The sequence below is a fragment of the Streptomyces sp. NPDC002754 genome (assembly GCF_053592315.1).
Genome location: NZ_JBSFVM010000017.1, coordinates 94,977 through 106,914, shown reverse-complemented (window position 1 = coordinate 106,914; position 11,938 = coordinate 94,977). Strand labels below are relative to the sequence as shown.

13 protein-coding genes and 1 pseudogene are annotated in these 11,938 nt (G+C 70.9%); 6 read left to right on the top strand and 8 right to left on the bottom strand.

The genetic code is table 11. From position 1 onward, the window contains the following. Positions 1 to 2 precede the first annotated feature (2 nt). The gene (locus tag ACWD2L_RS27885; RefSeq protein WP_351335040.1) at positions 3 to 923 is read right to left on the bottom strand and encodes a TIM barrel protein; all 921 of its coding nucleotides are present in this window, start codon (positions 921 to 923) and stop codon (positions 3 to 5) included. 92 nt (positions 924 to 1,015) lie between these two features. Between ACWD2L_RS27885 and ACWD2L_RS27880 the strand changes: the two genes are divergently transcribed. Beyond that, a complete protein-coding gene (locus ACWD2L_RS27880) occupies positions 1,016 to 1,150 on the top strand; it encodes a hypothetical protein (RefSeq protein ID WP_351335037.1) in 135 nt (44 codons plus the stop codon). 23 nt (positions 1,151 to 1,173) lie between these two features. Here the strand turns inward: ACWD2L_RS27880 and ACWD2L_RS27875 are convergent, their stop codons facing one another. After that, positions 1,174 to 1,917 carry a GntR family transcriptional regulator gene (locus ACWD2L_RS27875; RefSeq protein WP_351335034.1) on the bottom strand — a complete coding sequence of 248 codons (744 nt, stop codon included), beginning with the start codon at positions 1,915 to 1,917 and terminating at the stop codon, positions 1,174 to 1,176. A 150-nt stretch (positions 1,918 to 2,067) separates the two neighbouring features. Between ACWD2L_RS27875 and ACWD2L_RS27870 the strand changes: the two genes are divergently transcribed. Then, positions 2,068 to 2,934, top strand: a complete 867-nt coding sequence (locus tag ACWD2L_RS27870) for an MFS transporter (RefSeq protein WP_351335031.1) — start codon at positions 2,068 to 2,070, stop codon at positions 2,932 to 2,934. Positions 2,935 to 2,947: 13 nt separating this feature from the next. Here ACWD2L_RS27870 and ACWD2L_RS27865 read toward each other — a convergent pair whose 3' ends face one another. From ACWD2L_RS27865 to ACWD2L_RS27855, 3 genes are all read right to left on the bottom strand, one after another. After that, positions 2,948 to 3,634 carry a nucleotidyltransferase domain-containing protein gene (locus ACWD2L_RS27865; RefSeq protein WP_351335029.1) on the bottom strand — a complete coding sequence of 229 codons (687 nt, stop codon included), beginning with the start codon at positions 3,632 to 3,634 and terminating at the stop codon, positions 2,948 to 2,950. Between the two features lie 166 nt (positions 3,635 to 3,800). Further along, positions 3,801 to 3,923, bottom strand: a complete 123-nt coding sequence (locus ACWD2L_RS27860; RefSeq protein WP_351335026.1) for a hypothetical protein — start codon at positions 3,921 to 3,923, stop codon at positions 3,801 to 3,803. 29 nt (positions 3,924 to 3,952) lie between these two features. Continuing rightward, on the bottom strand, positions 3,953 to 4,873 hold the full coding sequence (locus ACWD2L_RS27855; RefSeq protein WP_351335023.1) for an alpha/beta fold hydrolase: 921 nt from the start codon (positions 4,871 to 4,873) through the stop codon (positions 3,953 to 3,955). A gap of 111 nt (positions 4,874 to 4,984) precedes the next feature. On the opposite strand from ACWD2L_RS27855, the gene ACWD2L_RS27850 reads away from it, so the two are divergent. Continuing rightward, positions 4,985 to 5,575, top strand: coding sequence for a TetR/AcrR family transcriptional regulator (locus tag ACWD2L_RS27850; RefSeq protein ID WP_351335020.1), 591 nt, complete (start codon positions 4,985 to 4,987; stop codon positions 5,573 to 5,575). 15 nt (positions 5,576 to 5,590) lie between these two features. On the opposite strand, the gene ACWD2L_RS27845 is transcribed toward ACWD2L_RS27850, so the two are convergent. After that, positions 5,591 to 6,940: a hypothetical protein gene (locus ACWD2L_RS27845; protein ID WP_351335017.1), complete on the bottom strand. Its 1,350-nt coding sequence runs from the start codon at positions 6,938 to 6,940 to the stop codon at positions 5,591 to 5,593. Positions 6,941 to 7,097: 157 nt separating this feature from the next. Continuing rightward, positions 7,098 to 8,960, bottom strand: a pseudogene (locus tag ACWD2L_RS27840) (cellulase family glycosylhydrolase). 253 nt (positions 8,961 to 9,213) lie between these two features. On the opposite strand from ACWD2L_RS27840, the gene ACWD2L_RS27835 reads away from it, so the two are divergent. After that, positions 9,214 to 9,420: a DUF6243 family protein gene (locus ACWD2L_RS27835; protein ID WP_351335014.1), complete on the top strand. Its 207-nt coding sequence runs from the start codon at positions 9,214 to 9,216 to the stop codon at positions 9,418 to 9,420. A gap of 115 nt (positions 9,421 to 9,535) precedes the next feature. Here ACWD2L_RS27835 and ACWD2L_RS27830 read toward each other — a convergent pair whose 3' ends face one another. Then, positions 9,536 to 10,183 carry a LysE family transporter gene (locus ACWD2L_RS27830; RefSeq protein WP_351335011.1) on the bottom strand — a complete coding sequence of 216 codons (648 nt, stop codon included), beginning with the start codon at positions 10,181 to 10,183 and terminating at the stop codon, positions 9,536 to 9,538. Between the two features lie 89 nt (positions 10,184 to 10,272). Here ACWD2L_RS27830 and ACWD2L_RS27825 point away from each other — a divergent pair, with 89 nt between their 5' ends. Together ACWD2L_RS27825 and ACWD2L_RS27820 are read left to right on the top strand one after the other, a co-directional pair. Next, positions 10,273 to 11,193, top strand: coding sequence for a LysR family transcriptional regulator (locus tag ACWD2L_RS27825; protein WP_351335008.1), 921 nt, complete (start codon positions 10,273 to 10,275; stop codon positions 11,191 to 11,193). 53 nt (positions 11,194 to 11,246) lie between these two features. Further along, entirely contained in the window at positions 11,247 to 11,933 is a 687-nt protein-coding gene (locus ACWD2L_RS27820) for an ATP-binding protein (RefSeq protein ID WP_351335005.1), read from the top strand. Positions 11,934 to 11,938 lie beyond the last annotated feature (5 nt).

Sequence of the window (11,938 nt, the reverse complement as noted above, 5' to 3'; positions counted from 1 at the left end):
GGTCAGCCCTCCACGCTGTCCGGGGCGTGCGCGGCGGTGCCGGCCAGCGAGCGCAGGTGGCCGACCGAGGCGCGCACGTCCTCGACGGGGCCGCCCGCGCCGTCCGCGGCGGGCGCCGAAGCCAGGATGGTGTCCTGTTCGAGCACATACCAGCCGGCGTACCCGTCGGCCTCAAGACCTCGGACGATCGCGGCGATGTCGATGTCCCCGGCGCCGAGTGGGACGTACATCCCGGCGGCGACCGCCTCGGTGTAGGGCATCTTGCCGGCCACGACCTGCTCGCACAGGTCCATGCGTACGTCCTTGAGGTGGACGTGGGAGATCCGGCCCGGCCGCTCGGCCGCGAGGGCGACCGGGTCGCCGCCGCCGATGAGCAGGTGCCCGGTGTCCAGGCACAGCCCGATGCCGGAGCCGTCGAGTACGCGCCGCGTCTCGTCACCCGACTCGATCATCGTGCCCACGTGCGGGTGGAGGGTCGCGACGAGACCGGCGCCGGCCGCGACGGCGGAGATCCGGTCGAGGTTGGCCAGGAGCGAGGACCAGCCCGCCGCGTCGAGGGCGGGGCGCTCGTCGTAGCCGTCGGCGCCGGTGGCGGCCGCGATGACGACGGTGCCCGCGTCGGCGGCCACGAGCCCGGCGATCGCCGCCTCGACTTCGGGCAGCGGGTCGCGGTCCGGGTCGTGCAGGACGACCGGCACGAACTGGCCGACGGCCTTCAGGTCGTACGAGGCGAGCGTGGCGGCCTTGTCGGCCGGGGCGGCGGGCAGGAAGCCCTCGGGCCCGAACTCGGTTGCGGTCAGGCCGACTTCGCGCATCTGGCGCAGGACCAGTTCGGGTGGGAGCTGGTGTCCCCAGCCGGGGACTTCGCAGACTCCCCAGGAGATCGGCGCTCCGGCGATGCGCTGGGCGAGAGGTGTGGTCACGGCCTTGCCTCCTTGGATGCGGGCTTGGACCGAGCCTGCCCGGCTCGGCAATCAACTGTCAATCGATTGTCCTTACATACTGTCTATAGGGCGTGGTCATCATCCCGGCCCGTGGCGTCGGCCCGTCCGTGGTGGCGGACCCCCTGCGCCGCCTCGACGTCATCGGCCTGCGGCCGAACGCGGCCGCGGCCGACCTGTCCGACGCGCTACTGAAACGAGGCCACTGATGACACGGCGCGCGAAGGGCCCGTCAGCGGGCGGCGACCGTCATCTCGAAGGAGTAGCGCGAGGCGCGGTAGACGTGGGCGCCGTACTCGACCGGCGACCCGGCGTCGTCGTACGCGGTACGGGTCATGGTCAACAGCGTGGCGCCGCGGGTCTCCTCCAGCAGCTTGGCCTCGGCCGCGGTGGCCCTGCGGGCGCCGATGGCCTGCTGGGCGGAGCTCAGATCCACCCCGGACCGGCGCAGCAACTGGTACAGGCCCGTCTCGGCCAGAGCGTCGGCGGTCAGCTCGACGAGCCCGGCCGGCAGGTGGTTGCGCAGCAGCGCGATGGGTTGGTCGTCGGCGAACCGGACCCGCTCAACGGCCAGCACGTCGACGCCCTCGCCGAGTCGCAGCGCCGCCGCGACCTCGGCGTCGGCGGGCCGGGTGGTGACCGACAGCACCTTGGTGCGCGGATGGCGGCCGTCGCGCTCCAAGTCGTCGTGCAGGCTGGAGAGTTCGACCTGGCGCCGGATGCGGTTGGTGACGACCTGGGTGCCCACTCCGCGCTTGCGGGCGAGCAGGCCCTTGTCGACGAGGTGCTGCATGGCCTGACGCATCGTCGGGCGGGAGAGCCCGAACTGGTCGGCCAGGGCGATCTCGTTGCTCAGGCGGGTGCCGGGCGGCAGCACGCCGCTCTCGATGAGCTGCTGCAACTGCTGGGCGAACTGGAAGTACAGCGGGACCGGACTGTTCCGGTCGATGGTGATCAGTTTGGCGATCGACTCCACGTCACCCTCCAGAGCGCTACTGCCAACAGCGCCAGTATGCCGTAATCCCGTAAAACTCCGCACGTCCGTACGTACGGATGTAATAACAAATAGCGAGCCCGCCCGTCCACTGGGCCCTCCCGCTCGTACGAATGACGAAAGGTGTTCCCCATGCGCATCGGACTCATCGGCACCGGCCGCATCGGCGCGTTCCACGCCACGACACTCGCCAACCTCCCGGTGGTCAGCGGGATCGTCGTTCACGACGCGGACGAGCGCTCCGCCCGCGCCGTCGCGGACCGCACCGGCGGCGAGGTCGCCGGGGACCTCGCCGCACTGCTCGGCGCGGGCCTCGACGGGGTCGTCATCGCCGCGCCCACCTTCACCCACGCCGACCTGATCCGCGCCGTCCAGCGCGCGGGCCTGCCGACGTTCTGCGAGAAGCCGATCGTCGGGACCCTGCTGGCACGGCCGAACATCCTCGCTCCGGTTCTGACCATGGGCGGTGTCGGCGCTGCCGTCTTCGCCTACATCGCCGGGGCGACGTTCGTCCTGCACGACCTGCTGCGCCTGTCGGCCACGATGACCAGTGTCGTCTACGGGGTGAACGCCCTGGCCAACCTCGGCGCGTCCTTGTTGTACGGGAGGCTGGTGCGCGGGCGTCGTCCCGAGACACTGCTGGTCATCGGTGCGGTGGCGGGGCTGGGCGGCCAGCTCCTCCTGCTTGTGCTCACCGCGACGGTGGGGTCGCAACTCTGGGCCTTCTGCCTGTGCCTGCTGATCACCGTCGCGTCCTTCGGGTTCGTGTTCCCAGCCGTAAACGCCGTGGGGCAGAGCCGGGGGCGCACGGCCCCGGGCACGATGTCCGCACTGCTCGGCGTCGCGCAGTTCACCTTCGGCGCCGCCGCCTCACCCCTCATCGGCCTGTTCGGCACCCGCAGCGCCGCCCCCATGGCGATCGTGATGGCCACGTTCCTGGCGCTGACGACCGCGGGGGCGACCGTCTGCCGACGGCAGAGCAGGATGGCGGCCGCCTGACGTCGGAGACCACTCACACGGGCCAGCGGTGTGCGTAGCCCTCCATCAACGGTCCGCCGAACAAGTCCAGAGCCTGCTTGACCGCAGCGGCCAACGGCAGCGGGTCGGCGTGTTCGGCCAGGACGCGATGACCGTCCAGGAGGGCCTCACCCAATGCGGGGTCAGCGCTCAGCAGCCTGCGTGGAAGCCACTTGCCGATCCCCGTCCAAGCGTTGTGATGGGCCGTGACCAGGTCAGCTGCTTTGTGCAGCACCTGGTCGGCGAGGGAGAGCTGTTCGTACCGGTTGTCGGGTGGGGTGTCGATCAGGTCGTCGAGGAAGCAGGTGAGTACATAGCGACCGTGTTCCCACTCGGCTTCGGTGAGCGGCGGAGGGCCGGAAGCCAGCACATCTCGGGCCAGCCGGCGCGCACGAGCCACGTGCCCGTGCGGGTCGGCAAGGGGTAGACCCCGGTCGTAGAGGAAGAGGACGGTTCCGCGGCGTCGGGCCCCGTCCCACGCGAAGAACTCGGGTAGGCCCGCAACGGTGTTGAGGAACAGTTCGACGATGCGGCCATCGTGACGGATCACCTCCCGGCGGCCCGTTTCCGAGTCGGGAAGAAGTACGGCCACGTCCAGATCGCTGGTCGGGGTGGCGCGACCTTGAGCCGCGGAACCTCCGAGCACGGCGCCCACGGCGTGCGGAAAGAGCTGGGTGGCCACACGGCGAGCCTGTGCCGCTACAGCTTCTTGAGCATCCATGGGTACTCATCGTGCCAGCCCTCTGGCCAGTCCGAGTGGGGCCTGACTGCGGACCAACAACGCTTCCCGTAGGTCCAGTTGCCTGCGGGCGTCGACTGCCCGGCAAAAGGGGGGAAGTTCCAGTTCCTCAGCCGGTCGATTCGGCGTCCTGGGTGAGCTGCGTCTGCACACCGCGGGGCACGCGCATGCCGTGACCGAGCAGGCCACCGATGAACCGTGCGGCGAGCGGGTCCGGTTCCGCGGATGTCACCGCCGCCAACTGCCTGACCCACTGCGGCGTCAATCGTGGTCCGAGATGAAACCGGCCAGGGCCGCGGCGACCGCGGCGGGCTGTTCGTCCGGGATGAAGTGTCCCGCGTCCGGCACGACGACCCCGGTGGCGTTGTCGGCCCATGGCCCGATGGAAGCCGCCATGTCGGGGATGGAGCCGTGGCTGCTGGAAATCCCGAGAACCGGCACCGTCAAGTGCTGCCGTTCAAGTGCCTCGTGGTTCAGCCGCGCCGATTCGGCAGCGTCCCGGTAGTACGCGAGGGCGGCGCGGAGCCCGCCGCCAGCGGCGAGGGCCATGGCGTACTGCTCGACCTCGGCGTCGTCGAAGGTCCCGGGGTCGAGTGCCTTGGCCTTCAGGAACCAGTCGACGTAGGCGCGTTCGCGGCCCGCGAGGAGTGTCTCGGGCAGGTCGGGCACGAGGTGGAACGCGAAGTGCCAGGTCTTCCACGCCTTTTCGGGGTCGGTCGGGATGGACTCGGGGAGCGTGATGCCCGGGATCCCGGCGTCGAGCAGGGCGAGTCCGTGCAACCGGCTCTCGTACTTCAGGGCGAGGGAGAAGGCGACCCACGCGCCGATGTCGTGGGCGACCAGCCAGTACGCCGACACTCCGAGGGCTTCCACCGCGGCGTGGACGTGTGCGGCGACGGTGTGCGTGTCGTAGCTGCCGTGCGGGCGTTCGGAGTGGCCCTGGCCCGGCAGGTCGATCGCGATGACGTGGAATCGGTCGGCCAGCGTGGGCATCACCTTTCGCCACGCCCACCAGGTCTGCGGGAATCCGGCGAGCAGGACGACGGTCGGGGCGTTCGGCAGGCCGCCCTCGACGGCATGGAGTCGGGCACCGTCCGCGTCGACCCAGCGGTGCGTGAAGCCGGGCAGGTCGTGCAGCGGCAGGTCCGGCATCGGATGGTCGGGTATCAGGTGGTCGGTCATGGAGTCCCTCCCTCAGGGTGGAGTGTGCTGTCGCAACGTACCTATCTTGAACTTTTTAGTTCAAGATAGAGTGGCCGGCAGCACAAGCGCAGACCAGTAGGGAGGTGCGGCATGGCAGGGAAGAAGCAGTTCGACATCGACATGGCGCTCGACGCCGCGATGATCCAGTTCTGGCGGGCCGGCTACGCCGACACATCGGTGGACGACCTGTCCCGTGCCACCGGGCTCAACCGCAGCTCCATCTACTCCTCCCTCGGCGACAAGGACGCGCTCTTCATGCGCTGCCTGGAGCGCTACGCGGCGCGCTACGGAGAGAAGTTCGACGCCGCGCTGTCATGCGCCGCCGATCGACCACTCGCGGCCGTGCGGGGGTTCTTCGATGTCACCCTGGAACGCATCGCGGACCCCGATGTGCCCGACGGATGCCTGGTGGTGCAATCCGTCCTGGCGATCCCGGTACTGAGCGCGCGCGTCGTCGGGCGCGCCAAGGAGGCGGTCGGCTTCCAGCGCTCCCGGCTGCGCGCCGCACTGAAGGCCGGCGGATTGCACGACGAGGCGGCCGAGACCTTCGCCATCCACATTGCGGCCGTGAATCAGTCCCTCGCCGTCATGAGCAGAACCGGGGTGGGAGGGGAGCAACTGCGCGCCATCGTCGACGTGAGCCTCGACGCGCTTGCCGAGGCTCTCGATGCGAGCAGGTAGCGCCCGTCGGCGTGGTCAGTTCGATCGGCGGCGCGCGATGAGGAAGGTCGCCGAGCCGAGGGCGACCAGCGACAGCGCCCCGATGCCCAGCCAGCGCTCGTGCGCGGCTGCTCCGGTCTCGGCGAGGGTCGGACCGGTCGGCCCGGGGGCCGGCACCGCGGGTTCGCTCTTGGTGGGCCCGGGGGTCGGTGGGGCGGTGGAAGGGCTGGGAGTGGGGCTGGGGGTGGGTCGGGCTTCGATACGCGCGGAGTCGGCGTCCGCCACGTCGACAGGCTTGCGGGTCCCGCCGCTCGCCTGGGCTGTCAGTTCGGCGGTGACGGACAGCGGTCCTGTCGGCGCTCCGTCGGCGACGGCGAGGGTGAACGCGGTGGTCGAGGCGCCCGCGGGGGGCAAGGTGGTGCCCTTGGGCAGTTGTCCCACCAAGGTGCCGTCGGATCCTGCGGCCAGCGGGATCCGCTTGCCGTCCACCATCACCGTCACCTGGTCGGGGCGCAGTCCGGCCGGGCCCTTGAGCGTCAGGGTGGTGCCGGTGTCGGGGTACTCCGGGCCGTCGGCCGGATTCGTGTACGTCACCGAGGCGTCGACCGCAGGGCCTCCGGCGACGACCCGGTCGGGGACGTCCACGGCCGCGGTGGCGCGCCCTTCCACCGCGAAGTCGTAGGTGGTGCCCGCGACGGTGATGCCGTCCACGTAGGTGTCGAGCGTGGCGGTGTCGGAGCCCAGCCGGCCCACCCTGGCGATGACGCCGAGGGCGCCGTCCCCGGGTGCATCGCAGGCGGCGGCGAAGGTTGCCAGCGTCGCGTCGCCCTGTGCGGGCATCCCGGCCACGGCCCGCGACGTTCGCCACGAGGACGCCCCGTCCGGGGCGTAGGTCTGCCAGGTGTCCGGGACGACGCCGTTTCTGCCCGCGGTGTCGGAGTTGCTGCCCGGCTCGAAGCTGAGCGTGGTGAACGTCCCGCCGCACATCATGGGGAATTGGAGGTTCGCGCCGGCGTTCCCGACGGTGGACCCGGCCGAGTTCTGGTACGCCGAGTACGAGATGCCGGAGGCCAGGAGCGACGTCAGCGTGATCGGCGCGGCGAACGGGTGGGCGGCCTGGGAGGTCTCGCCGGCCCCGACGGCCAGGTGCAGGCTTCCGTCGAGCCACTGCGGGTCGGCGAAGGCGGCGACTTCCTGGGTGCCGTGGGCGATTCCGGCGTTTCCCGGGTCGTCCTGGAGCCTGAACCACGGCCCGGTGGGGCCGAGGTCCCCGGGATGGACAACTGTCGCGTCCGCGGCGTACGCCGAGACGGAGCCGATGGCGCCGAGGGACAGCGCGGCGGCGAAGGTGAGGCAGGCGCGCGCGGGTCTTCGGGACTTTCGCATGGGTTGAGCAGCGTGTTCAGACATGCGAAGTGTGTTATCAGCCTATTTGTCTTCGAGGTCCTCAAGTTCTCAGGGCGCGCGGGGAAATCACGAGGACGGCCGTACGCCGGTACGTGGAGAGCCGGCCGGGACCATGACGAAGGCGGTTGGAACCGCGCTACCGGAGGGTCTTCGTGGCCCAGTCCGACAGCTCGGAGCGGGCAGACTTCAGCAGCTCGGCCGATGGCGCCGACGCTCCGTTGGTCACCAGCGCGTAGTGCAGCGCACCGGAGTCCTGGTCGGTGAGGAGCAGGCGGCGGCTGCCCGTGCCGCCGGGTTCGGGGGCCGTGGCGATCGGGGTGCCCGGGGTTTAGGCCGCGGGAGCGTGTGCCGTGCCGAGGTCCGAGACGACGGTCGTGGAACCGGTCGGGAAGGTCGCGGGGAGGTGCAGTTCGGTCGGGGCCGAGCCCTTGCCCGAGCGCCAGGCCAGCAGCCCGTACTGGCCCGAACCCACGAGGCGCGCGACGTTCGGCAGCGAGCTGGGCACCGGGTTCCAGGTCAGGGTCGTGGAGCCGTCCCGTGAACGGTCCTCGTAGGTGAAGGCGACGTTCCTGCCGGACGTGGCGCTCGGGTAGAGGCGGTCGAGGAGTCGGGTGTCCTGGCGGAGGGTCGGTGTGCCCGAGTCGTCGAGGCGTACGGCGGACATGTCCTCGTCGTTCCAGGCGTCACCGTCGGTCTTGACCTTGTCGGGGTTGCCGTTCATCGGCTCGTGGTGGCGTCCGCTGTAGATGTCCCACTGCCACTGCGTTCCGGACAGGACCGGGCCGGACGCCGACGGGTTCGACCACCAACTGCCGCCCGGGACGCGGGAGTCGAGCGCCTGGTACATGGCCTTGTTGACGGTCGGCGCCTTGCCGGAGACCGCCCCGGCGAGCGGGTGGCCGAACTCGCTGACGATCGCGGGCGTGCCCGTGGCGGAGGCGCGGTCGCGGACCGTGCCGAAGTCGCCTGTGTACTGGCCGTCCTTCGCCTTGCCCCACATGAAGATCCCGGAGATGGCCTTCTGGTCGTAGAAGTGGGTGTTGAAGACGTAGCGCGGCCCGAGGGTGCCTGTGTCGAGGAGCCCGCCCTCCTGCCGCTGGAAGTCGAGGTTGGCGTTCCAGAAGAGGTTCGGTTCCGCGAAGAGCGGCTTGTCCTGCCAGCCGGCCGTGTCCATGCGGGCGCGGAACTTCTCGTAGAACGGCCACAGCACGTCCCGCTCCCAGGCGCGGCTCGTCCGGCCTGAGTCGTACGTGCCGGCGTGCGGTTCGTTGTACGGGTCGAAGCCGACGACGCCGGTGAACTCGGCCGCGCTCACGCGCTCCTTGATGTACGCCATGGTGGCCCCGGCGGTGTCCAGGAAGGCGTCCCGCAGGCCGTACTCGTTGTGCCAGAAGTCGTGCGACGCCTGCGTCACGGCCCTGTTCTGGGTGATGTTCTGGCCCCACAGGAGGCAGATCCCGCAGGACTCCTTGGGGTAACCGCCCGCCTCCACGGCCCATTTGGGGGCGCCGTCGCCCGTGTACCAGCTGTCCGCGTCGAACAAGTACCGGGAGTAGAGGTCCTGGTGGAAGTCGGGGTAGACGCGGACGCCGGCGTCGAGGAAGGCGCGCATCTGGTCGGTGGCGGCGGCGAGGTAGGAGGTGTCGACCTTGCCCCGCTCGGGTTCGGCCGCGGCCCAGGAGAGCAGGAAGCGGACGGCGTTGCCGCCACCCGAAGCGCGGAGCGCCGCCGCGGACTTCCTGGCGTCGGCCACGGAGGCGAAGGGCAGTCCGCCGTTCTCCGCCAGTTTGGTCTCGCCGGAGACGTTGTAGCCGCGCAGGACGACCTCTCGGCCATGGCCGTCGGTGAAGCGGCCGTTCTGCACCGTGAGAGGTGTCTCGTCGAACCAGAGGGAGTGGGGGAGGGCGTCGGCGGCGGTGGCGGGCGGTGCGCCCGACACGGTCAGGAATCCGCAGAGGATCGCCAAGGCGGCGAGCAGGCGTGCACACGTCTTCGGCATGCCCACTACGGTCCGGTTGTGTCAGGTCACCGTCAATGGTGCGGGGTGGTCGACGAGCGGCCGGCCGGCGCCGGGACGGCGGGAAACCTGGTGTGCGGGGTCGGCGGAACCGGGTAATGTCGGGGACATGTTCTTCCAGACGCCGATTTACGAGTGAGAGCGTGACGGGCCCCTGCTGACGTCCTCCGACGTCGCCGCGCCCGTCCCCCACCGATGAATCCGTAGATCACTTCACATCATTCCGGGAGAACCCATGACCGTGAGCAAGAACATCAACAACCCTGTGGGCCAGGGTGGCGGCCAGCGCAAGAAGCTGTCCCGCGCCGAGCGCCAGAACAACGGCCCGCACCGCAACCTCGACCGCCAGGGTGCGGCCGAGCAGAAGGCGGAGCTGGTGCGCAAGATGCGCGAGAAGGCAGCCGCCGCCGAGCAGGCGGGCGACGACAGCACTCAGAGCTGACGCACCGCCGCCACGGGGCGGCACGGTACGAAGACAGGGCCCGGACCGCGACGCACGGTCCGGGCCCTGCTGCCTGCGCTGTCACTACGGCCGCGATCCGCGGCAGCGCCCTCGCTCACGGCGTAAGCACCAGGCTCACCGCGAGCGCTCCGATCACCGCGCTCGACGTCACCGCGGTGACGAGCCGCCCCCGCGGGCCGGTCAGTGTCCTGCCCAGCACGGCTCCACCCGTGGCCAGAAGCACCTGCCAGCTCGCGGAGGCGACGATCACGGCCGCGACGAACGCGGCGCGGTCCGGCCCGCCGCCGTCCCCGCGCGCGGGTCCGGCCAGTACGAGGGCCGAGAAGTAGATGATGGTCCAGGGATTGAGCAGGGTCAGACCGAGGAAGCCGAGGTACGCGCGTGCCGGCCGGCCCAGGGCGGACGGCGGGGACGTCGCCTCCGGGGCCGCGCCCCGTTCGCGTATCGCGGTGAGTGCCGTCCGGGCCGCCAGGACGAGCAGGACCGCGGCGCCGACCCAGCGGAGCGGACCCGCCACGGGCTGAACGATCCGGGAGGCGGCCGCCCCGCCGAGTACGGCGAGCGCCGCGTAGAGGCCGTCGGCCGTGGCCACGCCGAGCGCCGCCGAGGTGCCCACCCTCAGCGAGGTTTGCGCGGTCAGGCTCACCAGGAGCACGGCGAGCGCGCCGACGGGCACGGCCAGGGCGTACCCCGCCCACAGGCCCGGCAGGAAGGCATCGTTGAGGAGTTCGGAGACGGCCATGCAGGCAGTCTCAGCGGCTGCGAGCGTGTGCGTCCATCGAATGTTTCCGCCTGAAACCGTGCGGCCGTGCCGAATGGTTGGATGGCAGCATGATCGATCCTCGGTTGCAGACCCTGCGGGTCCTGCACGAACAGGGCACGGTCACCGCGACCGCCCGCGTGCTGCACCTCACCCCGTCCACCGTCTCCCAGCAACTGCGGCAACTCGCGGCCCACGCGGGTGTCGAACTGCTCGAACCGGACGGGCGGCGGGTCCGGCTCACCCCCGCGGCGCTGGCTCTGATCCGGCACGCCGACGCGCTGTTTGCACGCTGGGAGCGGGCGAGGGCCGAGCTGGCCACCTACTGCAACGAGGAGGCGGGGCGGCTGCGGTTCACCGGGGCGGCCACGGCCATCGCGGCGTTGATGGCACCCGCGGCCCGGAGCCTTCGCGACGAACATCCGCGGATCACGGTCGAGATCGGTGAGGACCACGCGGAGGACCGGTACGAGCTGCTGATGACGGAACGCGCGGACATCGCGGTGGCGATCCCGGCGCCCGGCGGCCCCGCGCATAACGACGCGCGCTTCACCCAACTACCGTTGCTGGAGGAGCCACTTGACGTACTGGTGCCACCCGGTCACCCCTTCGCGACGCGCACGGGCGGCATCGAACTGGCCGAGGCCGCGGAGGAGACCTGGATCAGAGCAGGCGACCCCCTCGATCAGGAGCAGTTGCTGACGGCGGCGGGCGTGGCGGCCGGGTTCACACCACGGACGGCGCATGCCGCGGTCGACTGGCACGCCGTGGCCGCGCTCGTCACCCACGGCTTGGGCATCGCGCTGGTGCCGCGCCTGGCGCCGGTGTCGTTGGAGCTGGTGCGGGTGCCCCTGCGTGGTGCGCCCGCTCCGGTACGGCGGTTCGTCGCGTGCGTACGGCGCGGCAGCGAGGACCACCCCGTGATCGCCCGCGGCCTCGCGGCCCTGCGCAGGGCCGCGGCCGATCGCGCGGATTCCGCCGTACGTCCTTGATGGGAGGCGCCCCGCGAACGTGGGCGAGCGGTGGTGTGTGGAAAACTGCTGTGGTGGAACAGCACTTGATCGCGGTCGTGGGCAGCAGCCCCGGTGTGGGGAAGTCGACGCTGTGCGGCGCGCTGGCGCGTTGGGCCGACGCGTCGGGGGCCGTGGTCGATCACTTCGAGGAAGCGGACATCCTGGTGCGCCCGGCCTTCAGTGCCGTGGCCGAGGAGTTCGCCGGCGGAGCCGGCAGTGTGCGGCCTCGGACTCTGGTGGAGGCAACCCGGTCGTACGTGGAGCAGGCGCGGGCGGACGGCGTGGACGTCCTGGTGACGGATGCGCTGATCCCCTTCATCCCGTCCTTGGTGGCCTGGGGGCATGACGAGACGGCGATCGCGGAGGTCGTGCACGACCTGGAGGAAGCCGTGCAGCCGGCACGGGTCACCGTCGTGTTCCTCCGCGACGACCCGGAAGTCGCGTTGCGGCGGGCGGTCGAACGTGAGGGCCCGCAGTGGGCGGACTGGTATGTCGACAAGCTTCGGAACTCGCCCGGCACCGCTTCCGTCAGCGACCTGGCTTCCGCGGCCGACCACCTGCGCCGGGAGAGCGAACTGACCCTGCGCAGGCTGGCGGCGACGCGATGGAACGTGGTGAGCGTTGACGTGGGCGAGCGGGACGCGGCGCAGACGGAGCGGTACGTCCGGGAGCGATTGCAGGAACTGCCGGGTATCGGCGCGCGCCGCTCGCCCGCGTGACCTCG

Excerpts from the sequence above, each read along its gene's own strand:
- ACWD2L_RS27835 (WP_351335014.1), top strand. The coding sequence starts at position 9,214 with ATGACCGTGAGCAAGAACATCAACAACCCTGTGGGCCAGGGTGGCGGC.
- ACWD2L_RS27825 (WP_351335008.1), top strand. The coding sequence starts at position 10,273 with ATGATCGATCCTCGGTTGCAGACCCTGCGGGTCCTGCACGAACAGGGC.
- ACWD2L_RS27850 (WP_351335020.1), top strand. The coding sequence starts at position 4,985 with ATGGCAGGGAAGAAGCAGTTCGACATCGACATGGCGCTCGACGCCGCG.
- ACWD2L_RS27855 (WP_351335023.1), bottom strand. The coding sequence starts at position 4,873 with ATGACCGACCACCTGATACCCGACCATCCGATGCCGGACCTGCCGCTG.
- ACWD2L_RS27830 (WP_351335011.1), bottom strand. The coding sequence starts at position 10,183 with ATGGCCGTCTCCGAACTCCTCAACGATGCCTTCCTGCCGGGCCTGTGG.
- ACWD2L_RS27870 (WP_351335031.1), top strand. The coding sequence starts at position 2,068 with ATGCGCATCGGACTCATCGGCACCGGCCGCATCGGCGCGTTCCACGCC.
- ACWD2L_RS27845 (WP_351335017.1), bottom strand. The coding sequence starts at position 6,940 with ATGCGAAAGTCCCGAAGACCCGCGCGCGCCTGCCTCACCTTCGCCGCC.